Here is a 24,613-nt window from a genome sequence, read left to right on the forward strand (position 1 = left end):
GCCGTTGGACGCCGGACGTGTTAAATACCGTGCCCTGGGTCGTCATCGACGGTTGACACGATCGGGACCAGATCGGGGATGGCGACGAACGGGAGCGGTTGGATCCGAACACCCGATCGACCGGGAGCGAACACCCGATCGACCGGGAGCGAACACCTGATCGACTGGGATCGAACACCCGATCGATCGGATCCGGATGCTTTTCCGCCGCGCCCGCCAGGGATGCAACGATGGAGTACGTACAAGAGCGCGTCACCACGCTGCACGCGCTCGGGGAGGGATCTCCCGAAGCCCCGACCGACCGGGCGGCGGTGGTTGTCCCGATGACCGAACGGGAGTACGGCGGGCTGGCGGCCGAGCGCGTTCTGTCGGCCCTCGAGTCGGTCGATCCCGGTCGCGTGGTCGTGCCGCTTCGCGCACCGGCCGAGCGTGCCGGGTCCTTCGACGAGTGGCTCCAGGGTTTCGATCTCACCGTCGAGACCGTGTGGTGTGACGGCCCGCGGCTCGAGCGGCTGCTCGCCGACTACGGTCTCGACGGCGACCGCGGCAAGGGGCGGGACGTGTGGGTCGGCCTGGGCCGCGCGCTCTCGGAGGAGTTCGTGGTGGTCCACGACGCGGACACGCGCACGTACTCGCCCGCGTACGTGAATCGACTCCTGTTTCCGCTCGCGCGGGGGTACGACTTCTCGAAGGGGTACTACGCCCGCATCGAGGACGGGCAACTCTACGGGCGGCTCTTTCGGCTCCTCTACCGTCCGCTCGTCCGCGCGCTCGCCGAGGAACACGCCGATCCGATCGTCGAGTACCTCGAATCGTTCCGGTACGCGCTCGCCGGGGAGTTCGCGGCGACGGCGGATCTCGTTTCGACGCTCCGTATCCAGCGCGGGTGGGGCCTCGAGATCGGGACCCTCGGCGACGCCTTCGCGTACGGCGGGTTCGACGGGAGCGCGCAGGTGGACCTCGGTCGGTACGAGCACGACCACCGGTCGGTTCGCGGCCCGACCGGACTGGCCGAGATGAGCGAGGCCGTCGTGGACGCGACGCTTCGAACGCTCCTCGATCGGGGGATCGAGCCGGACGAGACGACCCTGCCGGACCGATATCGCGAGGCCGCGGACGAGCTCGTTCGTGCCTACTCGACGGACGCGGCGTTCAACGGGTTCGACTACGACCGGGAGTCGGAACGCGACCAGATCGAGGCGTACGCCGAGGCGATCGGACCGGTCGGTCCCGACGACCGGCTGCCGCCGTGGCGGAACTCGCCCGTCTCCGCGGAGGCGGTGCTGGAGGCCGCGGAGGCCGACCTCCGGGAGGTCGCCGAATGACCTCGGACCCGGCAGACGGGGAGAGTCGGGCCGCACGCGAGGAGGTCGTCGGAATCGTCGACCTGTTCGGCGCGCTGACGCGCGAGGAGCTGCGTCGAGCGCTCTCGGAACTCGCGTTCAAACGCGGGAGCGAGGTCGACGAGTCGGCGGTCGAGGACGTGATCGACGACGCGGTTCGCGAGTACGCACTCGTCCCTCTCGAGGCGGACGGGAACGTCGTCGCCGGCGGAATCGAGGACGCCGATCGCAACGGGGGCGGACGCGCTGACCGCGACGAGGACCGAAGCACCGACCGCGACGAGAGTGGGCCGGGCACCGGGGACGAAACGCTCCTGATCGCGGGTCCGGCCGTGTTTCCGGTGTTGCCGCCGAAGGCCGACGACCTTCCGTACATCCTCGACGTTCCGGACCGCGAGATCGACCGGAAGGTGGCGGGCGAGCACGTCGAGCGACGGGTGATCGATGACGTCGACGCCGCGATCGGGGACGGCGACCGCGCGCGCTTGGAGGCCCTCCTCGAGGTGACCTACGACCTGGAGAGCTGGGCCCCGGTCGAGGTCGGCGACGTCCGCGATCGGATCGCGGACGCGATGGAGGGGACGAGCGACGCGGCGACGGACGAGGAGTAAGACTAAGGCGTCCGGGTGCCCTTCGACCGACATGGACCTGTCCGGGGTACGACGTCACACGCCGGTGACGGCCGCGGAGGGCGAACGCGAGGCCGCGGTCCTCGCTCCCGTGCTCCACCGCGAGGGCGATCCGCACCTGCTTTTCACCAAGCGTGCGGACCACCTCGGCGAGCATCCCGGACAGATGAGCTTTCCCGGCGGCGGACGGGAGCCCCGCGACGAGACGCTCCGGGATACCGCGCTTCGGGAGGCCGACGAGGAGATCGGGTTGGCGGCCGCGGAGGCCGGCATCCGGGGACGACTCGACGACATCACCACCGTGACCGGCTACGCGATCCGGCCGTTCGTGGCGGAGGTTCCGGACCGCGAGTACGTCCCCGACGAGCGGGAGGTCGCGGAGATCGTCTTCCTCCCGGTCTCGGAACTCACGGACCGCTCGAACTACGAGTCGGAACGACGCGATCATCCCGAACACGGGGACATACGGATCCACTTCTTCTCGGTCGAGGGCTACACCGTCTGGGGGGCGACCGGCAGGATGCTCGCACAGCTGCTGGAGTTGACGACGGACTGGCGGGTTCCGCCCGAGGTCGATCGGGTCGTCGATCCGGACGCCGACCTTCCGGTGTGAACGAGGGATCGACGAGCCGAACGAGGGATCGACGACTCGAACGAAGGTCGATGATCCGAACGGGAGATCGACGACCTCATCGCCAGCCCCATCAGGCGTCGGCCGGATCGACGACCTCGCCGTCGATCTCGTCGATCCCGACGCGATCACACAGATCGTAGAGCGGGCACGCCTCCGGGCCGTCGAGACACGCCGGCTTTCGTGCGCCGCAGTACTCGCGACCGAACTGGATCATCGCGGTGTGGCCGAACCCACATTTCTCCTCGGGGATCTCGGCCTCCAGCGCCTCCCGAACGCCCTCGTGGTCGGCGTCGGGGGGCGCGATCCCCATTCGTCTCGCGATGCGGTGAACGTGGGTGTCGACGGGGAAGACCCCGTCGCGGCCGCCGGCGAAGAGGAGAACGCAGTCCGCGGTCTTTGGCCCGACGCCGTCGAGAGAGAGCAGCGTCTCGCGGACCGTCTCCGGGTCCTCCTCGGCGACGAACGCGTCGAAGTCTGCCGTGGATCCGAACTCCGAGCACGCCCACTCGGCGGCCGCGATGAGGACCTCCGACTTCCGGTTGTAGAGGCCGGCCGAGGAGATCGTCTCCGCCAGCTCGTCGCGGTCGGCCTCGGAGAGAGCCTCCGCCAGCTCGTCTGCGGGGCCGTACCGGCTCATCAGGGAGTCGTGGGCGGGCTGGCTCGCGACGTCGGAGGTGTTCTGTGAGAGGATCGTCCGGACGAGACACTCGAACCCGTCGCGGCCGCCGTAGGCGGTCTGCCAGTACAACTCGCCCAGCTCGTCGACGATCGCCTCCGGACGCGAGTCGCCGTCACCCGGCTCGAAGGACGCCGGCATGGCGCCGCCGCCGGGACCGCCGCTTATGTTCTCCGCGGGTTCCTCGGTCATCGGGGGATCGTTCGTCGGCCTCGTAAAAATGGGTTCGCGTCCGCCGACTGACGGTGTTTGGATACGGATACACGCATGGGGCGGCGGGGTTTTGAACGGAGGTATGCTCGCGCTTTAGCGCGGGGAGGATGTCAAGACGATCAGCTGACCGGACTTTCATCGCCGGCGGATCTCTTTGCTAACGTTCCCCCTCCGATCAGTACGCCCGCGAAGACGAGGAACGTGACAGCGATCATGACGACAAACGTCGTCGCCCCGGCAGAGTCGTATTGGGACACTTGCGAAAACAGAGTCGCCACTTCATAACCGCCATAGAGAAGTACGATCCCCCCAACCGCTTGGATGCCAGTCCCGATCTTTCGTTTCCGTTCACCAGGGGCATACCCACACTCCGGACATTCGGTGACGTCCGGACTGATCTTCGCCCGACATTGGGTGCAGGTTGCCGGTTTTTTGACACCACAGTTCGGACATCCGTCCTCACCGAGTCGGGATCCACATTCCGGACAGAATGAGCGAATCACCTGACAGGACGAGCACAGCCAGCTGTCGTCGGAGAACGTCGAGCCACAATTACGACAGTCTTCATCAACATGACCACATTCCGGGCACTTCCGACCGGATTCTATTTCACTGCCGCAGTTTGGACAAAATCCCATTGTTATGAGAGTGCGTCCTTGAGACCACCAAGCATCTGGCTGAGGCTATCGAACGAATCGACCTCCTTCACTTGGACGTTCCCCGGTTCAGCCTCGGCAAATGCATTTCCTAAACCGGGACTTGCTTCGACGTACGCGATCCGATCCATGGGATACACCCTCACAGAGTTGTCTTCCATGTATGCACGAATCCAGTTGCCCCCCATGGAGGGATACGAGATCTTGTTACAGGTTATCGATTTCTCGGCATCACGGAGATGAATCCGAGCTTTCTGAACCTCCTCTACGTCTCCGACGGACTCGCCACAGTTTCTACAAAAGTCCTGTGAACTATCCACCTGGTTGCCACAGTCCGGACAGACGACCATGTCCGGCGAATTGATGGTCCCCCATAATATCATTTTGGACTCATGTAATTCTCGTTTCCGAGTTAGAAACGCCGAACGGACGCTGTCGGCGGCTGGTCCAGATCCCTCTTCATCAATGAACCAGCATATCTGAGCCAGCCTACGCGTCTACTGCGAGCCGGAGGGTGCAGTCGGCGCCGTCGGCGAGCGCCGCGACGAGGTCCCGATCGAGGTCGGCGGCGGCCGCGTCCGCCTCCACCATCACCGTCCGATCGTCCACGTACGTGCTCGTGCGCGCGACGGCCGAGCGATCGCCGGCGAACGTGAGGTCGGGATGACCGGAGCCGACGATCGTCTCCTCGTAGACATGATCCTCGTCCTCGACGACGATAGTCGCCGTGATGGTCGCCTCGTGGCACCGGCAGGCCCGCTTGAACGCCGGATCGAACTCCGCCGGCGTCGTCGTCGCCTCGATCGCGAGGATGCAGTCGCCCGCGGGCGTGAGCCAGTCGTCGCTCGTCACCTCGAAGGTGCTCGCGTGCTCGGCGCGGACGTGTTCGTGTCCGTGCGCGTCGATCGTCTCGACGAGATCGGTCATATCGTCGCCTCCGTGGCGACCCCCGAAAGCGGTTCGGATCGCGTACTGCCTCCGGAGAAGCAACCCTCGCTCGGCGTGTGAAGGGCACCCATGTGAGAGGGAACCATTTATACCGTCAGGTGGTTTCACCGAGATATCCCGAAACGCAGGATATGGGCGGTGTGGTAGCCATTTTCACACGATTAGCCACCGAAGTATTTATATGTGGTAAGGGACAATTGGCTAGTACCAGAACGCCTCCGGCGCTGGTGGAACCGCACGACGAATGATCGGGAGTTCTTATCCACGGTCGGACGCACCGGTACGAGCGTCTGCCATATCCGGAGCGGTGATGGAGTGATAAAAAATGGTAACGAAACAGGAAGTCATCAAGCAGTACGACATCGAAGCACTTGAAGAAACGGACAACATCGACCTTTCGGAGGACGATCTCGAAAACGGGTCGAAGGGACAGCTCATCAAACGCGCGGGCCAGCTCCGTGATCGACGAAATGAGCTGAACCAGATGGCCTCCGAGCGGGCATCGAAACGCGACGACCTCAACGCGAAGACACGCGAGAAGGTCGACGAGGCACAGGAACACCGCGAGAAGCGCGACGAGCTCAACGAGCAGGTCCAAGAGCACAAGGAGAGCCGCAACGAGCTCAACGCGGAGGCGAACGAGCTCTTCGATCAGGTCGAGGAACTGAAACAGGACCTCGAGTTGAACGAGGGCAAGTCGATCGAGGAGCTCGAAGAGGAGATCGAGGACCTCGAGTTCCGCCAGCAGACGGAGGTGCTCTCCGCGGAGGACGAGCGCGAGCTCATCGAGGAGATCGAGGAGAAACGCGAGAAGCTCGCGGAGAAGAAGGACAAGGTGGAGGACACCGGCGAGCTGGAGGACCTCATCGAGGAGGCCGAGGAGGTCCGCTCGGAGGCGTCGAAACACCACAAGAAGGTGACGGAGCTCGCCGACAAGGCCCAGGAACACCACAACCAGATGATCGAGGCCTACCGCGAGGCCGACGACATCCGCGACGAGGCCGACGAGGTCCACGAGCTCTTCGTCGAGGCCCAGGAGGCGGCCGACCGACACCACGAGGACTTCGTCCGCGTCCAGAAGCGACTCCGTGAACTCGACAAGAAGGAGGAGGAGGAGCGCAAGGACGAGCGCGCCGAGAAGCGCGAGGAGGAGAAGGAGGAGGCCGAGGAGATCTACCAGAAGTTCAAGGAGGGCGAGACCCTCGACACCGAGGACCTGATGAAGCTCCAGAAGACGGGGCTTCTCTAGAGCGCGACCGTCGGATCCCCGAAGTTCGCGATTCTGCTGATTCTTCCGGTTCTTCCGATTCTTCCAGTTCTACCGGTTTTTCGACCCGTTCGATCCCGGCTCTTCGATCCGTTCGGTCCGAGCGCTCCGGCCCGCTCGATCACGGCGAGTGGCGACGATGGATCGAACGAAGACGATGAGTCGAGCGGCGACGGCGGACGCGGGTTTTTACCCGATGGCGACGAACCGTGGCGTATGACCGACCGAATCGACCGGCTTCGTGGCCTCGCCGTCGTCGCGGGCACCCTCGCGATCGCGGCGTTCGCCGCGGGCGCGGCGTGGCTCCTCTTCGTCACGGTGCCCGACGGCGGGACGGAGCTCGCGGGCGTCCTGCTCGTGCTCCTCGTCGGACTGGCGACCGCCAAGATCGGCGGCTCGTTTCTCTCGGGGATGTTCGACGACTACGACGTCGCCGAGGTGGCGGTCGACGGTCCGATCGTACGCAAGGGCGGCGGTCCGGGACCGCTTTCCGCGCCGATCGGAGCGACCGCCGACGAGATCGTAGCGCAGATCGAACGGGCCGACGAGGACCCGAACGTCGAGGCGCTGCTCGTCCGGCTCGACACGCCGGGCGGGGAGGTGTTACCGAGCGAGGACATCAGACGAGCGGTCGACCGGTTCGAGGGTCCCACGATCGCCCACGCGGGCGACGTCTGCGCCTCGGGGGGCTACTGGATCGCCGCGGGCTGTGAGGAGATATGGGCCCACGAGGCGAGCCTCGTCGGGTCGATCGGCGTCCGCGGATCGCGCCCGAACGCGGCCGAGTTGGCGGAGAAGCTCGGGGTCCGGTACGAACAGTTCGCCGCCGGGGAGTTCAAGGAGGCGGGCAATCCCCTCTCGGAGATGACCGACGAGGAGCGCGCGTACCTCCAGGGGATCGTCGACGACCTGTACGCGCAGTTCGTCGAGACCGTAAGCGAGGGACGCGGCCTCGACCCCGAGACGGTCCGCGAGACGGAAGCGCGTGTGTTCCTCGGCGAGGAGGCCAAGGAGTGGGGTCTCGTGGACGCGATCGGGACCGACGAGGACGTCGAGGACCGACTCGGGGAGCGTCTCGACCGCCCGGTCGAGGTTCGGGAGTTCGCCCCGGAGCGGGGTCTCGTCGATCGCCTCCAAGTCGGGGCCCGATCGGTCGCCTACGGGCTGGGAGCCGGGATCGCAAGCGTGGTCACGGAGGAGACCGACGCCGAGATCGACGTCCGCGTTCGGTGAGGCAGTTCGTGTTCGAGGAGAGGTTCGAACCTGGTGTGGGCGTCGACGCACACGGCTAAACCGAGTCGATCCCCGGCGATCGAAGGATCGCCCCGTCCGTCCCGCCCTCCCGGCTCTCGATCTCGATCTCGAGCCCGAATCGCTCGATCAGATCGACGCTCGAGGCCACGTGTTCGGTGACGGTCGGGACCGCCACCTCGCCGCCGGCGAGCGCGAGCGGTACCACCAGCTGGTCACCGAGGTGTCGATCGACCGCGCCGAAGGAGTCCGCGAACTCACGAAACCGATCGACGGCCTCGCGAGCGACTTCCTCGGAGGGTTTTCCGGGCTCGCCGAGCGCGGAGACGCCGACCGCGGGCCGGCTTTCGAAAACGCCTTCCCCCGGTTCCGAAACGCCGTCCGTCGGTCGAACGGCATCGGCTGGCTCGCGAACGGTTCCGGGGAGGTCACCGCGGACGGTGACGACCGCGCCGGGGCTTGCCGTCGAGGCGTACTCGATCACACGCTCTCGAACGTCGTGTCCCTCCCGTGTGAGTTCCTCGTCGACGGTGGCGGCCATTCGCTCCGCCACCTCGGCGTCCGCGAGGGACTCCGACGCGACGGCGTATACGTGAACCGTCGCGACGTCGTCGGTCGCGTCCGGTTTGGGCAGTCGAACGGGATCGACTCGGCTCGGGAACAGCGACAGCGTCGCGGCGCCGCCACCCTCGGGGTAGAACCCCCGACGCTCCAGGTCGACGGCCGCACCGAGACCGAACCGCCGAAGCAGGGGAAGCTTCACGCGGGAGAGAAACGCGAACGGCGGCGACCACGTCACGTCGGTACCGCCGGTGGCCCGGAGCCGGAGCGGAGCGTCGGCGACGACCGCCATCGGGATCAGGGTCTCGAAGAGGAGCGTGAGACTGCCGGCAGTGCCGATGTCGACCGCGTGGCGTCCGCCGGAGGGACGACCGGGTTCGAACTCGACGGTCCGCGATCCGGACGTCGCGCCCTCGACCGTCGCGTTCGCGATCGCCGCGGCGGCGCGGACGGCGGTCGCGTGTTGGACCTTCAGCCCCGGCTGTTCACGGGCGCCGCGGACGTCCTCGATCCGGACCGGCATGTCGGTGATGACGGAGAGGGCGATCGCCGACCGCAGCAGCTGGCCGCCGCCCGCGCTCCCGTCGATCTCGAGCATACCTCGCGTCCGGTCGCGGGCGACAAGTCCCTGTCGCCGCGTCGGAATGGTTCCGACGTATTCACCGATCCGGCCCGCGAACGACCGTGTGGATTTTTACCCCGGCCGGACGTGTCATCGATCGTGACGACGCTCGTGATCTGCGTCGACCGGTCGGGGGACGTCGGACGCGCCACGAGCGTCCCGATGCCCGTCTCCGGGTGGGAGGCCGTGCGCTCGCTCGTGACCGAGGTCGGGTTGGCCGATCCCGAGGACGCGAGCGTCAACTGTCTGCTGGAGGCGCTGCGGGTCGCTCGCGACCTCCGGGACGACCGCGAGGAGGCGGTGGTCGGGGTGGTATCGGGAAGCCACGACTCGCGGGTCGGCGCCGACCGATCGATCGCCGCCCAGCTCGACGAGCTCGTCGATCGGTTCGACCCCGATACCGCCATCGTCGTGGTCGACTCGGCGGAGGACGAGCGGGTGCTCCCGATCGTGGAGTCGCGACTCGCGGTCGATTCCGTCGATCGCGTGGTTGTCAGACAGGCCCACGACCTCGAGTCGTCCTACTACCTGTTGAAGCAGTTTCTCGCGGACGAGGAGCTCCGCTCGACCGTCCTCGTTCCGCTCGGCATCGGCCTGCTGGTGCTGCCGTCGCTTCTGTTGTGGTTCTCGACGGAGATCGCCTTCGCCGGAGTCACGGCCTTGATCGGGGCGGCGCTGCTCTACAAGGGGCTCGCGATCGACGAACACCTCGCTTCGATCCCGGATCGCGTCCGCGAGGCGCTCTATGCGGGACAGGTGTCGATCGTCACCTACGTGGTCGCCGCCGGGCTCACGCTCGTCGGTCTATTTTTGGGCGCGCTGTCGGTCTCGGAGATCGCGGAAAACAGGCCGCTCGTCGTCCGATCGATGCAGCTCGTCTACGCGGCCGTCCCGTGGCTGGCCGTCGCCGCCCTCACGGCCGCGACCGGACGGCTGCTCGATGAGATCATCCGCGACGAGGGGATCCGCTCGCACGTGTTGAACCTCCCGTTTCTGGCGGTCGCGGTCGGCCTCGTCGTGCGTGGGTTCGCCGGCTACTTCCTCGAACAGGAGTCGGTCCTCGGGCCGCTCGTGGTCGCCGACGTCGTCGTCTCGCCCACACAGCGGCTGGCGCTTTTCATCCTCGCGGGGATCGTCGTCTCGCTTTTCGGCGTCGCCGTGGCCTCGGACGTCGAGAGCGACCGGATCGAGGACGTGATCGAACACGAGGAGGACGACCGCGGACGCGAGACCTGAGAGCCGGGGCGTCAGCGGGGCCAGGGTGTCACGGGCAGGAATCAGCGGGAGCCGGACTACACCGAGGAGTAACGCCGTCGTGACCCGAACCGAAGAGCGTCCGACCGTCACGCCTCGATGATCTCGTCCGTCTCCGGTGCGGGTATCGCGAGATCGCCGTCGAGACTCGTGACCGCGGATCCGCCCACGGAGATCCGATCGTCGGCGTTCTCGATGCCGATCCGGACGGTCCCCGGCCGATCGACGAAGTGTCCCTGCTCGAGGCGGAGCTCCGCGGGCGGATCGCCATCGAAGACGTCCGATCCTCGAAGGTGGGCACCCAGGGCACCCGCGGCGGTTCCGGTGACCGGATCCTCCGGAACGCCGATTCCCGGCGCCCACGCGCGGGCGTGGACGGTCGAGTCCGCCTCGAGCGTGTCGAAGGTGAACGCGTAGACACCGGCGACATCGAACGACTCCGAGAGGGCCTCGACGGCGTCGAGATCCGGGTCCGCCTCGGCGAGCCGCTCGAGGAAGTTCACCGGGACGACGAGAAACGGGAGGCCGATCGAGGCGCACGCGGCCGGAAGGTCGGCCCCGACGTCGGCGAAGGCGGCCGAGGGAATTCCGAGCGCCTCCTCGAGCCGGCCGTAGTCGACCTCGACGGGTTCTACGGCCTCGACGGGACGGAACAGTCGAACGGTTCCGTCGGGGTCGATCTCGACGTCCACCGTCCCCGCGTCGGTGGCGACCGCGTGCGTGCCGGACCCGAGGACGTCGTCGTCGAACAGGTGGGCGACGGAGGCGACCGTGGCGTGACCACAGAGGTCGATTTCCCGGTCGGGAGTGAAATATCGGAGCTGAAGGCCCGGATCGTCCCCGTCGTCCGAAGGCCGGTTCTCCCGGACGAACGCCGTCTCGCTGGCGCCGATCTCGGCGGCGATCGCACGCATTTGATCCGGGGAGAGGCCGTCCGCGTTCGGAACCACGCCGGCGGCGTTGCCCGCGAGGGGATCGGTCGTGAACGCGTCGACGAGAAGGGTCCGTCGCGTCTCCATACCCGGTGGTCGCCGGGGATCCTCAAAAGGACTCCCCTCCGGAGAAGGGGGTCCGCACCCTCGGACATCTCTCCGCACGGAGGGGGTAGAAACCTCCAGGCTTTTAATCACGGTCGGCGATAGGGAACACATGGGCCTGATCGACCGGTTGCGCGGGAGGGACGATCCCCGCGTGGCGTTCCTGGGGATCGACGGGGTTCCGTACCGGCTCATCGCGGAGAACCCGGACGTCTTCGAGAACCTCACGGCGGTGATGAACGAGGGGTCCGCCGGGTCGATCGAGAGCATCTATCCCCCGGAGACCACCGCGTGCTGGCCGGCGATCACCACGGGAACGAACCCCGGAGAGACCGGGGTCTACGGGTACCAGGACCGGGAAGTGGGATCCTACGACACCTACGTTCCGATGGGGCGCGACGTGCAGCGCGAACGCGTGTGGGATCGGGTGACGGCCGAGGGACGAAACGCGAGCGTGTTCAACGTCCCCGTCACGTTCCCGCCACAGCGGAACGTCCAGCGGATGGTCTCCGGGTTCCTCTCGCCGGAGATCGACTCGGCCGCGGCGCCCGAGGAGCTTCGCGCGTTCCTCCAGGAGATCGACTACCGGATCGACGTCAACGCGAAGCTCGGGCACCGCTCGGACAAATCCGACTTCCTCGAGCACGCCCACGAGACGCTCGATCGGCGCCAGCGGGCGTTCCGTCGCTACGTCGAGGGCGACGACTGGGACCTCTTTTTCGGGGTCTATCTCGCCCCCGACCGGGTCAACCACTTCCTTTTCGACCAGTACGTCTCCGGGGGAGCCGACCGCGAGGGATTCCTCGCGTTCTACGAACGCCTCGACGAGTGCATCGGCGAGATCCGATCCGCGCTCGGCCGGGATACGACCCTGGTCGTGGCCTCCGATCACGGGTTCCGCCCCCTCGAGTCGTCAGTCCACTGCAACGAGTGGCTCGAACGGGAGGGATGGCTCTCCTTCGAGACCGACGACCACGCCGCGCTCTCGGACGTCGACGACGACACGCGCGCCTACTCGCTCGGTCCCGGACGGTTCTACCTCAACCTGGAGGGCCGCGAGCCGCGCGGGTCGGTTCCCGAGTCGGAGTACGCAGCCACGCGCGAGGAGTTGCGACGGGAACTCGAGGCGCTCGAGACGCCGGACGGTCGACCCGTCATCCGCCGCGTCGTCGAAAAGGAGGACGTCTTCCGGGGCGACCACGACGAGATCGCCCCGGACCTGGTCGCGCTGCCCCGCGACGGCTTCGACCTGAAGGCCGACTTCTCCGGCCACGAGACGGTCTTCGATGAGACGGGGCCGCGAACGGGAATGCACAGCTTCGACGACGCCGCCGTGTTGATCGACGAGCCCGGGATCGCGGTCGACGACGCGGACATTCTGGACATCGCTCCCACGATCATGCAGCTCCTCGACATCAAGTTCGAGCGAACGGACTTCGACGGCGCGAGCCTCGTATGACCGAGGAATCGACGGCCGACGACGACGGGCACCGACCCGCGTTCCGCACGCTCGCGGCCGTCGGAACGGGGTATCTGTTGCTTCTCGCGGGGATCCTCCTCGTCGTCTTTGTGCTCCCGTATCTGGCGTTCGGGTCGCCGTGATCGGAACGCCGTGATCGGGTCGGCTCGAGCGTGGTGAAAGGGGAGAACTTCGAAGAACCGGAGATGCATCCGAAACCGGGAACGAAACCCGCGTGACGGGGTCGACTACGCGAACGCGAGCGAGTCGCCGACGTCCGTCTCGTCGGTCCGTTGAAGCTTGTCGTAGGCCTCCTCGAAGTCGTCCATCGTGACCTCGGTACGGTCCTCGCGGATGGCGAACATCCCCGCCTCGGTACAGATCGCCTTGATGTCGGCGCCGGAGGCGTCGTCGGCGAGCTCGGCGAGCGTCTCGAAGTCGACCGAATCGGAGACGTTCATCTTGCGCGTGTGGATGCGGAAGATGATCTCGCGGCCCGCGTAGTCGGGCTTCGGCACCTCGATGAGCCGGTCGAAGCGGCCGGGACGGAGGATCGCGGGATCGAGCATGTCGAAGCGGTTCGTGGCCGCGATGATGCGGACCTCCCCGCGCTCGTCGAAGCCGTCCATCTCCGAGAGCAGCTGCATCATCGTCCGCTGGACCTCGGCGTCCCCGGAGGTCTTCGAGTCGGTCCGCTTGGAGGCGATGGCGTCGATCTCGTCGATGAAGAGCACGGCGGGCTCGTTCTCGCGGGCGACCTCGAAGAGGTCGCGGACGAGCTTCGCGCCCTCGCCGATGAACTTGTGGACGAGCTCGGAGCCGGCCATCTTGATGAACGTCGCGTCCGTCTGGTTGGCGACGGCCTTGGCGAGCATCGTCTTGCCGGTGCCCGGCGGGCCGTGCAACAGCACGCCGCTCGGCGGCTGGATGCCGACCTCCTCGAACATCTCCGGGCGCTCGAGGGGCATCTCGACCGTCTCGCGGACCTCCTGCATCTGGTCGTCGAGGCCGCCGATGTCCTCGTAGGTGACGTCCGGGGAGTGTTCGACCTGCATCACGCGGGCGCGGACGTCGGTCTCCTTCTCGAGGCGTTTGACGATCGAGAGGGAGTTGTTGACCGCGACGCGGTCGTCGGGCGCGAGGTCCTCACGCATCTCCGGGGTGACCTCGGTGAGCGCCTCCTGGTTGTTTCCGTGCTGTTTGATCACCACGCCCTCGTCGGTGAGCTCCTGGACGGTCGCGACGAAAAGCGGCGACTGTTTCAGCTTCTTGTTCTCGTGGGTGAGCCGCTCGAGTTTCTGTTGGTACTTGTTGTTCTCGGCGTTGGCGTCGAGCAGCCGGTCCCGCATCTCCTCGTTTTGGGACTCGAGCACCTCGAGGCGCTCCTGGAGGACCTCGATCTGCTCCTGTTGGGACGTCGCGTCCTCGTCGTAGGGCAGATCGACGTCGTCCACAGTGTCGGTCATCGGACCATGGTAGGTCGGTCAGTACTAAGAGGCTTCGGGTCGGGCACCTCCCGGACACGCTAAAGTATCCCACGACGCTTCGTGGACGGACACCACGTTTCGTGGACGGAGCGGTCGATGCGTCCGGCGTGGCCACGGCCGGAAATCGACGATCGTCCCCGATGGATATGCCCCAAGGTAATCACCATGGATAGTAAATATTATTTACCAGCATCTCACAGGTACGGACACGAATGAGTGCACCAGAGGCCATCCACCCCGAAGAGGAGGTTCAGGCGGACGAGGACGTTCAGGCCGACGACGACGTCGGCGACCGGTGGGAACCGGTTCGCGATCTGCCGCCGAGCGCGAAGCTCGTCGCGAAGGTCCTCGATTACAACGACACGCTGACCCAAAGCGAGCTCGCCGAGGAGACGCTGCTGCCGCCGCGCACGGTTCGATACGCGCTCTCCCGTCTCGAGGAGGAGGGCGTCGTCGACTCGCGGTTCTCCTTTGCGGACGCCAGAAAGCGCCTCTACTCGCTCGGGATCTAGGTCGCCGTCGATTCGACCCCGGTGCTGTCGATCCGTCCTCGCCACCGTCGGTCGTGTTTGGGCTCCGCCGATTCGCCCTCGCCGCTACCGGTTCGTCCTCGCCTCATCTGATTCGCCTTCGTCGCTACCGGTTCGTCATTGCCTCCGCCGATTCGTCCCGTTGGTTTATCATCGAAGCCGACCCAGCGTCGCCGATGGACGAAACACGCGTGGGTCGAGTCAAGCGAACGCTGACCTTTCTCTCGAAGAGAACCGACACCGAACGGGAGCCGTACACCGCGATCGTCGACGAGGCGTGTGCGGTCCGTGGTGATCTCGAACGCGCGGCCGCCTTCGTCGAGACCGTGGGGATCGATCGGTTGGAGGCGGCGATCGAGGCGGCCGAAACGGACGGGGCGCTCGAGACCGCCGAACGGGGACGACGGGCCGCCCGTGCGTTTCGAACGTACCGACGCGCCGCATCCGACGGGGCCGGCAAGCGGGAGCCGCAGAACGAGGAGAATGAACCGCGGGAGAACGAACGAGAACCCCGAGACGGGACCGATCACCTTCACTCCGGTGGCGGAACGGCTAAAAGGCGAACGGGCCAACCCTCGTCGTAATGACGCGGGTGATACACACCGGCGACACCCACATCGGGTACCGGCAGTACAACTCGCCGGAGCGTCGGAACGATTTCCTCGAGGCGTTCGAGGCCGTGATCGACGACGCGGTGGACGGCGACGTCGACGCCGTGATCCACGCCGGTGACCTGTTTCACGACCGCCGCCCGGAGCTTCCGGACCTCCTCGGGACGCTCTCCGTGCTTCGTCGCCTCGAGGAGGCGGGCGTTCCCTTCCTGGCGATCGTCGGAAACCACGAGGCCACGCGGGGCGGCCAGTGGCTCGACCTCTTCGAGCGGATGGGGCTCGCGACGCGGCTCGACGACTCGCCGACGGTCGTCGGCGACGTCGCCTTCTACGGGCTCGATCACGTTCCGGTCTCGAGACGATCGGAACTCGAATACGACTTCTCGCCGCACGACGCCTCTCACGCCGCGCTCGTCGCCCACGGGCTGTTCGAACCGTTCGCGTACGCGAACTGGGAGACGGAGACGGTCATCGAGGAGAGCTCAGTTCGCTTCGACGCGCTGCTGCTCGGCGACAACCACGAGCCGGGACGCACGCGGGTCCGTGAGACGTGGGTGACCTACCCCGGCTCGACGGAGCGGGCGAGCACGAGCGAACGGGAGGGGCGCGGATACAATCTGATCGCCTTCGGCGAGGCGGTCGACGGGAAGGACTCGGACGTGGACATCCGGCGTCGGTCCATCGAGACGCGCCCGTTCGAGTTCATCGAGATCGATCTCCGGGAGGACGAGGGAACGGCCAGGGTCGAAGAGCGCGTCCGCGAACACGACCTCGAGGACGCGGTGGCGATCATCGAGATAGACGGCGACGGCGAGCCGGTCACGCCCGCCGCCGTCGAGGAGGTCGCGAGCAACCGGGGCGCGCTCATCGCCCGCGTCACGGACCGACGCGAGATCGACGCGGAGGCCGATCTGGAGGTGAGCTTCGCGGACCCCGACGAGGCGGTCAGAGAGCGGATCGAGTCGATGGGGCTCTCGACGGCCGCACTCGACGTCGACGAGACGATACGGGCGAGCAAGATCGCCGACAGCAACGTCCGCGAGACCGTGAAGGATCGCCTCGAGAAACGTCTGGAGGAGGGGGATCTGCAGACCGATGTCGAGGAGACGCAGCGATCGAACGGCTCCGGTGATGCAGGAGGAGGGAACGACTCCAGCGATCCCGGCGACGCGGCCCCCAGCGATGTTGACGGCGCGACGTCAAACGATCCCGACGCCGCGGACGACGACACGGCGGAGGAGACGGTCGCTGAAACCGACGGCCAGGTCTCGATGGAGGACTTCCGATGAGGTTCGAGGAGGTTCGCCTCGAGAACTTCAAGCCCTACGGGGACGCGGCGGTGTCGCTTTCGGACGGCGTCACCGTCATCCACGGCGTCAACGGCAGCGGGAAGTCGTCGCTGCTCGAGGCGTGTTTCTTCGCGCTGTACGGGTCGCGCGCGCTCGAGGGGACCCTGGAGGACGTGGTCACGAACGGGGAGGAGGAGACGCTCGTCGAGCTGGGATTCGTCCACGAGGGCGTGAGCTACCGGATCGAACGCCGACTGCGCGAGTACGGGGACCGAACCGACCACCAGTGTACCCTCGAGGGCGACGACGGGACGACGCGCGACGGTGCGCGGGCGGTCCGTCGGTTCGTCACCGAGCTGTTGCGGATGGACGCCGAGGCGTTCCTCAACTGCGCGTACGTCCGCCAGGGCGAGGTGAACAAGCTGATCAACGCCAGCCCGAGCGAGCGCCAGGACACGATCGACGACCTCCTCCAGCTCGGCGTGCTCGAGGAGTACCGCGAGCGGGCCGGGGATGCACGCCTCGGCGTCGAGGACGTGTTGAACGCCAAACGGGCGATCCTCGATGAACGTGAGGAGCGGATCGAGCGACTCGAGGGGAAGGATCTCCACGCGACGCTCAACGAACTCGAAAGTGAACTCGGCGACGTCGACGAGGAGATCGACCACTACGAGACCCAGCGCGAGCAGGCGGAGACGACCCGCGAGGAGGCCGAACGGCTCCTCGAGGAACACGAGGAGAAGCGCGATCGGCTGGCGGAGATCGAGGGTGACCTCGAGGAGCTCGAGGGGACCATCCGGGAGGCCGAATCCGAACGGGAGACGCGCCGCGAGGAGATCGCCGAGGCGCGAGAACGGATCGAGACGCTCGAGGACGAGATCGACGAACGAGCGGCGGACGCGGATATCGAAGGAGCCGACACGGGGGCCATCGGAGTCGACGCCGAGGCGGTGGAGGCACGGCGGGAGGAGCTCGAGGAGCGCGAATCGACGCTTCGCGGGGAACGCGAGGAGGCGGTCACCGCCGCGACGGGCTTCGAGAACCAGGCGAACAACCTCGAGACGAAGGCCGAGGACCTGGCCGAGCGAGCGAGCGAGGCCGAATCCGAGGCGGAACGCGCGAGCGAGCGCGCCGAGGAGGCGGGCGCCGAGGTGGAAGAACGCGAGTCGCGTCTCGCGGAGTTGGACGAGGAGGCGGGGAATCTGGCCGACGCGTTCGAGACGAGCGATCTCGATCGGGGGGATGCGGCGACGCGGCTCGAGGAGTTGCGGGAGCGGCGAGGCGACGTCCGCGAGCGGGTCGCCGAACTCGAGACGGAGCTGCGGAACGCACGGGAACGTCTGGAGGAGGCCGAGGACCTGCTCGAGGCGGGCAAGTGTCCGGAGTGTGGACAGCCGGTCGAGGAGTCGCCGCACGTGGACGCGATCGACGATCGCCGCGAGCGGGTGGACGAACTCGAGTCGTCGCTCGAGGAGGCGAAAGAGAGCGTCGGCTCGCTGGACGAGGAGATCGGGGCGGTCGAGGATCTCGTCGAGGCGGAGGAGCGATTGGCGGAGATCGAGACGACGCGGGAGCTGCTCGAAGAGCGGATCGCGGAGACGCGCGAGGAGGCGGATCGGAAACGCGAGGAGGCGGAGAAACGGCGTGAGAGGGCAGCGGAGCTCCGTTCGGAGGCGGAATCGACCCGGGAGATCGCCGCCGAAAAGCGGGAGGCGGCCGCGGAGGCGAACGCGCGCGTCGAGACGCTCGAGGAGCAACTGGCGGAGATCGACGAGATTCGCGAGGGGTTGAACGCGATCGACGACCGCCTCGACCGGATCGACGACCTCGAGACGGAGATCGAACGTCTCCGCGAGCGCCGCGAGACGCTGGCGGAACTCAACGACGAACGACGCGAGCGGCTGGCCGAAAAACGCGAGCGCCGCGACGAGTTGCGCGAGGCGGTCGACGAGGACGCGATCGAGTCGGCCCGGGAGCGCAAGCGGAACGCGGCGGAGTACCTCGAGAACGTCGCCGAGGAACTCGATCGATTGGGCGAGCGGCGAGACGAGTTGCAGAGCCGGATCGGCGGCGTGAAGGGGGAGATCCGGACGCTCGAGACGCTTCGCTCGGAGCGGGAGGACCTCGCGGAGACTGTCGCCGCTCTCGAGTCGGTTCACGAGGAGACGAGCGACCTCGAGTCGATGTACGGCGAGTTGCGCACGGAGCTGCGCCAGCGGAACGTTCGGACGCTCGAGCGGATGGTCAACGAGACGTTCGATCTGGTCTACGGGAACGACGCCTACTCGCACATCGAACTCGACGGCGACTACGATCTCACCGTGTACCAAAAGGACGGGGAGGCGCTCGAGCCCGAGCAGCTCTCCGGCGGCGAGCGGGCGCTCTTCAACCTCTCGTTGCGGTGTGGGATCTATCGGCTGCTCGCGGAGGGGATCGAGGGAGCGGCCCCGACCCCGCCGCTCATCCTGGACGAGCCGACGGTGTTTCTGGACACCGGCCACGTCGCCAGGCTCGTCGACCTGGTCGAGGAGATGCGCAAGTTCGGCGTCAGACAGATCGTGATCGTGAGCCACGACGAGGAGCTGATCGGCGCGGCCGACGACCTCCTGTCGGTCGAGAAGGACCCGCGGACGAACCGATCGACGGTCACGAGAGCGGAACCGGGCGTCGCCGGAGCGACCCCGATCGAGTCCGGAGACTGACCGCCGACGGGAGCGGGGACGTCTCCCGAACGTCGTCGGACGACGGAGCGCAACGTCACCGCTCGCTCAGAGGACGGGGAGCGATCTCACCGCTCACTCCGAGCCGGATTCCCGCAGGCGCGAAACGGCACGCTCGCAGGCGTCGGTGGCGTCGTATCCCCGCTGTCCGTCGACTTCGACCTCCGCGATCAGTCCGGCCGCGCGGAACTCGGCGAGGAGTCCGTGTAGGTCCGACTCACAAAGCGTGTCGACGTCGAGCAGCTCGAGGACCGACATCGGACCCCGATCGACGAGTTCGACGAGCACGCCCAGCCCACGCTCGCCGTGAACCGCGGTGATCAGCCGGCGAACGTCCGGATCGACGGCGGTCGCGGCCGTCTCGAGGAGCGACGCCCCGTCGACCGGTTCCAGCTCCGCGGTCGGGAGGTACCGCTGCTCGCCGGTGTGTGGGTCGCGGACGAGACTCGAGTCGCTCGAACGCTTCACGAGGAGGTACCGGCGTCCGGATTCGTCGCGAACGGTCCTCATGGGCTCTCCTCCGCGTCGCGCTCGCGGCGGTACTGCTGCCAGGACCGGTAGTGTTGATACGTTCGGATCCCGGCGAGGAGACCGAGAACGGCGACGGCCGCCCCGACGCGGAGACGGCCCCGGAAGTACCAGATCATGACTCCGAGGCTGACCCCGAACAGGGCGGCGTTCGAGTAGAGCACGCAGATCACGAACGTCCGGTGGGTTCGCGGGTCCAGATCGCCGGGATCGCCCAGATCACCGGTCGGCTCCGAGAACCGGTCGGCCGGGTTCGAAACGGAGGGCGCTTTGGGGGCGAGATCGACTTCCGTCGGGCTGGGTTCGTCGAAGGCGAACTCGCCGCTCCCCTCGTCGCCGTCGTCGCGGTCGGCGTCCTCGAGGGGAATCACGGCTCGTCGTTGGAGCGCGCGCGAAAAATGGGTTCCGGTGTGGTCGGCGTGATGTCGAGTCCCGTAAAGTCGACGCGACGACCGCGAGACCGCGACGACGACCGATCGAATCGAAAACGGCCGATTAGGCGGCGTCGCTGAGCCGGACCGACCGGCTGGCCTCGACCCACGCGAGCGGATTGTCGGCATCGAAGAGGACGACGCTGTCGCCGTCCTCGTAGGCTTCGACGTCGATCGCGGCCGCTCGAGCGGTTCGGGCGTCCGAACGCTGCGTACCGTTCGCGTGGGCATCAGACGTCATGAACCGTGGTATGTCGTACCACGGTAAATGTCTTTCCGTCGGGACGATATCCGCCGGCCCCGGACGGTTCGACGCCCGGTCGCACCCGGCGAATGGGCGCTCTTTTTAGGGGGTAACCCGAAGGGAGCCCATGACGCAGACCGGGCTCTCCGAGTTCTCCGCCGAGGACGATTCCGCGGCCGATCCATCGACGGACGGGCGGTCCGCGGACGTCGTCCGGGAGGAGGCGCGCGCGGTCGCCGGCGGCAGCGGCGGCCACGTCCACGACGTGATAGACGTCGACGAGACGCGGTTCCCGGACTCGGAGGGGACGATCGAACTGGCCGTGACGCAGGTGGACTACGCGGTCGAGGGGCGGGGAACGGACGAGTACCCGGTGGTGCACGTCTTCGGACGCCGACCGAACCCGAACGGCGAGGACGTCGCCGAGCACGTTCGGGTGTTGGGCGTCGAGCCGTACTTCTACGTGCCGACGGCCGACCTGGACCGCGATCCGGCCGACGAGTACGACGTGGTGATCGGGACACGCGAGACCGACGCCGAGGGCGAACCCTACGAGAGCATCCGCGGGGAGCCGCTCACGCGGATCGTCGCCCGAACGCCGCGGGACGTCGGGAACATCCGCGACGACTTCGAGACCACCTTCGAGGCCGACATCCTGTTTCCCAATCGCTTCCTGATCGACAACGGCATCGCCGGCGGGATCCGCATCGAGGAACGGCGGCTCGACGACGAGCGGCTGCAGGTCGGCGAGGAGCACCTCGAGCCGGCCGACGTCGAGGCCGACATCCGGGTGAACACCTTCGACATCGAGGTCGACGACCGACGCGGGTTTCCCGAGGACGGCGAGGAGCCGATCGTCTGTCTGACGAGCCACGACTCCTACGACGACGAGTACGTCGTCTGGCTCTACGATGCGCCCGAAGGCGAAGTATCGCCGCCGGAGGACCTGCCGGGGTACGAGGGGATCGACGACGGGGACCTCGCCGTCCGCGTCGAGTCCTTCGAGACCGAGGAGGCGATGCTGGAGGCGTTCATCGACTACATCGTCGATACCGATCCCGACGTCACCTGCGGGTGGAACTTCGAGGACTTCGATGCGCCCTACCTCCTGGATCGCCTCGAGCGGCTCGACTCGCGGACCGATCGCGACCTCTCCGTCGATCGCCTCTCGCGGATCGGCGAGGTGTGGCGGTCGGGATGGGGCGGTCCGGACGTCAAGGGGCGGGTCGTCTTCGACCTGCTTTACGCCTACAAGCGCACGCAGTTCACCGAGCTCGAGTCCTACCGGCTCGACGCCGTCGGCGAGACGGAACTCGACGTCGGCAAGGAGCGCTACGCCGGCGACATCGGGGATCTGTGGGAACAGGACCCCGAACGCCTGCTCGAGTACAACCTGCGCGACGTCGAGTTGTGCGTGGAGATCGACCGCAAGCAGAACCTGATCGACTTCTGGAACGAGGTGAAGAAGTTCGTCGGCTGCAAGCTCGAGGACGCGCCGACGCCCGGCGACGCGGTCGACGTCTACGTCCTCCAGAAGGCCCACGGGAAGTTCGCGCTCCCGACGAAGGGCCAACAGGAGTCCGAGGAGTTCGAGGGCGGGGCCGTCTTCGATCCGATCTCCGGCGTGAAGGAGATGGTGACCGTCCTGGACTTGAAATCGCTCTATCCGATGTGCATGGTGACGATCAACGCCGGCCCGGAGACGAAGGTGGATCCAGACGAGTACGACGAGGAGACGTACGTCGCGCCGAACGGGACCCACTTCCGCAAGGAGCCGGACGGCATCATGCGCGAGATGGTGGACGAACTGCTCACCGAGCGCGAACGGAAAAAGGAGCTGCGCAACGACCACGATCCGGGGACCCAACCGTACCAGCAGTACGACCGACAGCAGGCAGCTGTCAAGGTTATCATGAACTGCTTCACGCCGGACACCGACGTCCTCACGCCGGATGGCGTCCGGCCGATCACGGACCTCGAGATCGGTGACGACGTCTACTCCCTCGATCCGGACACGATGCGGATGGAGGTCAAGCCGGTCACGGAGACGCACGCGTACCCCGAGTACCGCGGCCAGCTCGTGAACATGGAGACCTCGAAGATCGACCTAAGCGTGACGCCGAACCACCGAATGCTCGTTCGCAAGAACGAGACGAACGGGATCACCGAGGAGGAGTATCGGTTCATCGAGGCCGGCGATCTCGATGGCGCGACGAACTACGAGCTCCCCCACGGCTGGGACGGGCCGGACGGCGAGCCGATCGAGGAGGTCGATCTCACGAGACTCGTCGACGGGGAATACGAGGTGTGGGTTCGCCCCGAGGTCCACGGCCACACGTTCACCGCCGAGCTCGGCTGGACGCCGCGGCGCGTCCCGAACGCGGACGTCGGGCAAACCGGCTACGTGTTCACCGCCGAGGAGTTCGAGGAACACCGCGAGTACGTCGAGTCGGTCTGTGAGACGAGCTTCATTCACCGCGAATCCGGCCGAAAGTGGATCCCACGAACCTACGACGGAGACGACTTCCTCGCGCTGCTCGCCTGGTACATCACGGAGGGCAGCGTGTACACGTCGGAGGAGAAGCGATTCGGCGACGCCGTTCGCGGGGTCGCGACGTCGATCCAGATCGCACAGACAGCACGCGACGATCCGACAGTTGCCCCGATCACTGACGGCGGTGGCTGTGACACGCACGCCACGATCGGGGGGACCCTCGACGATCTCGGATTCGACTACTACGTCGACGACCGGAGCTATCAGTTCACCTCGAAACTGCTCGGAAGGTACCTGGAGGACGCGTGTGGTGCGGGAAGCTTCGAAAAGCGGATCCCCGAGTTCATCTTCGGGGCGAGCGCGGAGCAGAAGAGACGGTTCCTCGAGACGCTCATCGACGGCGACGGCGATCGCCAACCCGGCTCGTGGCGCTATACGACCTCGAGCGAACGGCTTCGAGACGACGTGCTCAGGCTCTGTGCCCACCTGGGAATCACGGCGAACTACGGACACGACAGCGGTTCGTGGCGCATCTACGCGACCGAGAACGGCAAAAACACGCTTCGAATGCACCGGAGCGGATCGACGAGCCGTGCCGAGGAGGGCGTGTACTGCGTCACCGTCGCGGACAACCACACGCTTCTCGCCGGGCGAAACGGGACGTTCCAGTTCGTCGGCCAGTCGCTGTACGGCGTGACGGGGTGGGATCGATTCCGGCTCTACGACAAGGAAGGCGCAGCCGCCGTCACGGCGACGGGACGCGAGGTGATCTCGTTTACCGAGCAGGCGGCGGCCGAAATTGACAATGAAGTGGTATATGGAGATACGGATTCCGTCATGTTGGAACTTGGACAAGACACGGGAGTCGAGTCCGCCATCGAGCAGTCGTTCTCGATCGAGGACCACATCAACGGGCGGTACGACGACTTCGCGCGCCAGGAGCTGAACGCCGAGATGCACCGCTTCCAGATCGAGTTCGAGAAGCTGTACCGTCGCTTCTTCCAGGCGGGCCGCAAGAAGCGCTATGCGGGCCACATCGTCTGGAAGGAGGGCAAGGACGTCGACGACATCGACATCACCGGCTTCGAGTACAAGCGGTCGGACATCGCGCCGATCACGAAGGAGGTCCAAAAGCGCGTCATCGAGACGATCGTGACGGGGGACGACATCGACGACGACATGGAGGAGGTGAAGTCGTACCTCTCGGACGTCATCGACGACTTCCTCTCCGGCGAGGTCGACCTCGAGGAGATCGGCATTCCGGGGGGGATCGGAAAGCGCCTCGACGCCTACGAGACGGACACGGCACAGGTCCGCGGCGCGAAGTACGCCAACCTCATGTTGGGGACCAACTTCGATCGGGGATCGAAGCCGAAGCGGCTCTACCTCGAGAAGGTCCACCCCGACTTCTGGCGGCGCATGGAGGAGGAGCGCGGACTCGATCCCCACACCGATCCCCTCTACGGCGAGTTCAAGCGGGACCCGGACGTGATCTGCTATGAGTACGCCGACGAGATTCCGGAGGAGTTCCGGATCGACTGGGAGAAGATGCTCGAGAAGACGCTGAAGGGGCCCATCTCGCGAGTGATCGAGGCGCTCGGGATGAGCTGGGACGAGGTCAAGACCGGCCAGGAACAGAGCGGACTCGGCCAGTACATGTAACCGGCGGAGCGGGACCGCTTTCCCTCCCCCATCGCCCTCGTTTTCCGTTTCGGAAAGAAATTTTTCC

The 24,613-nt window shown here is 66.5% G+C and carries 22 protein-coding genes; 13 read left to right on the forward strand and 9 right to left on the reverse strand.

The features are described from left to right. Positions 1–230: 230 nt before the first annotated feature. From ACZ5YD_RS07020 to ACZ5YD_RS07030, 3 genes are read left to right on the forward strand one after another with little or no spacing between them, the layout of a single operon-like run. Positions 231–1,325: a glycosyltransferase family protein gene (locus ACZ5YD_RS07020; protein WP_379738802.1), complete on the forward strand. Its 1,095-nt coding sequence runs from the start codon at positions 231–233 to the stop codon at positions 1,323–1,325. Beyond that, positions 1,322–1,954 carry a DUF7109 family protein gene (locus ACZ5YD_RS07025; RefSeq protein WP_379738805.1) on the forward strand — a complete coding sequence of 211 codons (633 nt, stop codon included), beginning with the start codon at positions 1,322–1,324 and terminating at the stop codon, positions 1,952–1,954. Before ACZ5YD_RS07020 ends, ACZ5YD_RS07025 begins: the two co-directional genes overlap by 4 nt. Before the next feature lie 31 nt (positions 1,955–1,985). Beyond that, positions 1,986–2,585: an NUDIX hydrolase gene (locus tag ACZ5YD_RS07030; protein WP_379738808.1), complete on the forward strand. Its 600-nt coding sequence runs from the start codon at positions 1,986–1,988 to the stop codon at positions 2,583–2,585. A gap of 91 nt (positions 2,586–2,676) precedes the next feature. Here ACZ5YD_RS07030 and ACZ5YD_RS07035 read toward each other — a convergent pair whose 3' ends face one another. The 3 genes from ACZ5YD_RS07035 to ACZ5YD_RS07045 form a co-directional block, all read right to left on the reverse strand. Continuing rightward, positions 2,677–3,474 carry an endonuclease III domain-containing protein gene (locus ACZ5YD_RS07035; RefSeq protein ID WP_379738810.1) on the reverse strand — a complete coding sequence of 266 codons (798 nt, stop codon included), beginning with the start codon at positions 3,472–3,474 and terminating at the stop codon, positions 2,677–2,679. 661 nt (positions 3,475–4,135) lie between these two features. Beyond that, the gene (locus ACZ5YD_RS07040) at positions 4,136–4,501 is read right to left on the reverse strand and encodes a zinc-ribbon domain-containing protein (RefSeq protein WP_379738813.1); all 366 of its coding nucleotides are present in this window, start codon (positions 4,499–4,501) and stop codon (positions 4,136–4,138) included. Between the two features lie 139 nt (positions 4,502–4,640). After that, the gene (locus ACZ5YD_RS07045) at positions 4,641–5,078 is read right to left on the reverse strand and encodes a DUF371 domain-containing protein (protein ID WP_379738816.1); all 438 of its coding nucleotides are present in this window, start codon (positions 5,076–5,078) and stop codon (positions 4,641–4,643) included. Positions 5,079–5,424: 346 nt separating this feature from the next. On the opposite strand from ACZ5YD_RS07045, the gene ACZ5YD_RS07050 reads away from it, so the two are divergent. Both ACZ5YD_RS07050 and sppA read left to right on the forward strand, forming a co-directional pair. After that, on the forward strand, positions 5,425–6,348 hold the full coding sequence (locus tag ACZ5YD_RS07050; RefSeq protein ID WP_379738819.1) for a coiled-coil protein: 924 nt from the start codon (positions 5,425–5,427) through the stop codon (positions 6,346–6,348). 234 nt (positions 6,349–6,582) lie between these two features. Next, the gene (sppA, locus tag ACZ5YD_RS07055; RefSeq protein ID WP_379738822.1) at positions 6,583–7,599 is read left to right on the forward strand and encodes a signal peptide peptidase SppA; all 1,017 of its coding nucleotides are present in this window, start codon (positions 6,583–6,585) and stop codon (positions 7,597–7,599) included. Between the two features lie 55 nt (positions 7,600–7,654). Here the strand turns inward: sppA and rtcA are convergent, their stop codons facing one another. Beyond that, the gene (rtcA, locus tag ACZ5YD_RS07060; protein ID WP_379738825.1) at positions 7,655–8,776 is read right to left on the reverse strand and encodes an RNA 3'-terminal phosphate cyclase; all 1,122 of its coding nucleotides are present in this window, start codon (positions 8,774–8,776) and stop codon (positions 7,655–7,657) included. 123 nt (positions 8,777–8,899) lie between these two features. Between rtcA and ACZ5YD_RS07065 the strand changes: the two genes are divergently transcribed. Continuing rightward, entirely contained in the window at positions 8,900–10,036 is a 1,137-nt protein-coding gene (locus tag ACZ5YD_RS07065) for a DUF373 family protein (RefSeq protein ID WP_379738828.1), read from the forward strand. Positions 10,037–10,143: 107 nt separating this feature from the next. On the opposite strand, the gene ACZ5YD_RS07070 is transcribed toward ACZ5YD_RS07065, so the two are convergent. Further along, entirely contained in the window at positions 10,144–11,073 is a 930-nt protein-coding gene (locus ACZ5YD_RS07070; protein WP_379738831.1) for a PhzF family phenazine biosynthesis protein, read from the reverse strand. 130 nt (positions 11,074–11,203) lie between these two features. On the opposite strand from ACZ5YD_RS07070, the gene ACZ5YD_RS07075 reads away from it, so the two are divergent. Further along, positions 11,204–12,550 (forward strand): alkaline phosphatase family protein, encoded by a 1,347-nt coding sequence (locus ACZ5YD_RS07075; protein ID WP_379738834.1) that lies wholly within the window; start codon positions 11,204–11,206, stop codon positions 12,548–12,550. After that, the gene (locus tag ACZ5YD_RS07080) at positions 12,547–12,693 is read left to right on the forward strand and encodes a hypothetical protein (RefSeq protein ID WP_379738837.1); all 147 of its coding nucleotides are present in this window, start codon (positions 12,547–12,549) and stop codon (positions 12,691–12,693) included. The genes ACZ5YD_RS07075 and ACZ5YD_RS07080 overlap by 4 nt, the downstream gene beginning before the upstream one ends. Positions 12,694–12,798: 105 nt before the next feature. On the opposite strand, the gene pan1 is transcribed toward ACZ5YD_RS07080, so the two are convergent. After that, positions 12,799–14,016, reverse strand: a complete 1,218-nt coding sequence (pan1, locus tag ACZ5YD_RS07085) for a proteasome-activating nucleotidase Pan1 (RefSeq protein ID WP_379738840.1) — start codon at positions 14,014–14,016, stop codon at positions 12,799–12,801. A 233-nt stretch (positions 14,017–14,249) separates the two neighbouring features. On the opposite strand from pan1, the gene ACZ5YD_RS07090 reads away from it, so the two are divergent. From ACZ5YD_RS07090 to rad50, 4 genes are all read left to right on the forward strand, one after another. Then, positions 14,250–14,549 carry a MarR family transcriptional regulator gene (locus tag ACZ5YD_RS07090; protein ID WP_379738843.1) on the forward strand — a complete coding sequence of 100 codons (300 nt, stop codon included), beginning with the start codon at positions 14,250–14,252 and terminating at the stop codon, positions 14,547–14,549. A 194-nt stretch (positions 14,550–14,743) separates the two neighbouring features. Next, entirely contained in the window at positions 14,744–15,151 is a 408-nt protein-coding gene (locus tag ACZ5YD_RS07095) for a hypothetical protein (RefSeq protein ID WP_379738846.1), read from the forward strand. Next, positions 15,151–16,467 (forward strand): DNA double-strand break repair protein Mre11, encoded by a 1,317-nt coding sequence (gene mre11, locus ACZ5YD_RS07100; protein WP_379738849.1) that lies wholly within the window; start codon positions 15,151–15,153, stop codon positions 16,465–16,467. The genes ACZ5YD_RS07095 and mre11 overlap by 1 nt, the downstream gene beginning before the upstream one ends. After that, positions 16,464–19,169, forward strand: coding sequence for a DNA double-strand break repair ATPase Rad50 (gene rad50 / locus ACZ5YD_RS07105; protein ID WP_379738853.1), 2,706 nt, complete (start codon positions 16,464–16,466; stop codon positions 19,167–19,169). The genes mre11 and rad50 overlap by 4 nt, the downstream gene beginning before the upstream one ends. Positions 19,170–19,262: 93 nt before the next feature. Here the strand turns inward: rad50 and ACZ5YD_RS07110 are convergent, their stop codons facing one another. The 3 genes from ACZ5YD_RS07110 to ACZ5YD_RS07120 form a co-directional block, all read right to left on the reverse strand. Next, positions 19,263–19,697, reverse strand: coding sequence for a DUF7346 family protein (locus tag ACZ5YD_RS07110; protein ID WP_379738856.1), 435 nt, complete (start codon positions 19,695–19,697; stop codon positions 19,263–19,265). Then, positions 19,694–20,086, reverse strand: a complete 393-nt coding sequence (locus ACZ5YD_RS07115; RefSeq protein WP_379738859.1) for a DUF7322 domain-containing protein — start codon at positions 20,084–20,086, stop codon at positions 19,694–19,696. Before ACZ5YD_RS07115 ends, ACZ5YD_RS07110 begins: the two co-directional genes overlap by 4 nt. 124 nt (positions 20,087–20,210) lie before the next feature. Continuing rightward, on the reverse strand, positions 20,211–20,387 hold the full coding sequence (locus ACZ5YD_RS07120; RefSeq protein WP_379738862.1) for a DUF7331 family protein: 177 nt from the start codon (positions 20,385–20,387) through the stop codon (positions 20,211–20,213). Between the two features lie 130 nt (positions 20,388–20,517). On the opposite strand from ACZ5YD_RS07120, the gene ACZ5YD_RS07125 reads away from it, so the two are divergent. Beyond that, positions 20,518–24,546: a DNA polymerase domain-containing protein gene (locus ACZ5YD_RS07125; RefSeq protein ID WP_379738865.1), complete on the forward strand. Its 4,029-nt coding sequence runs from the start codon at positions 20,518–20,520 to the stop codon at positions 24,544–24,546. Positions 24,547–24,613: the final 67 nt, after the last annotated feature.

The sequence above is a fragment of the Halopenitus salinus genome, assembly GCF_055397165.1.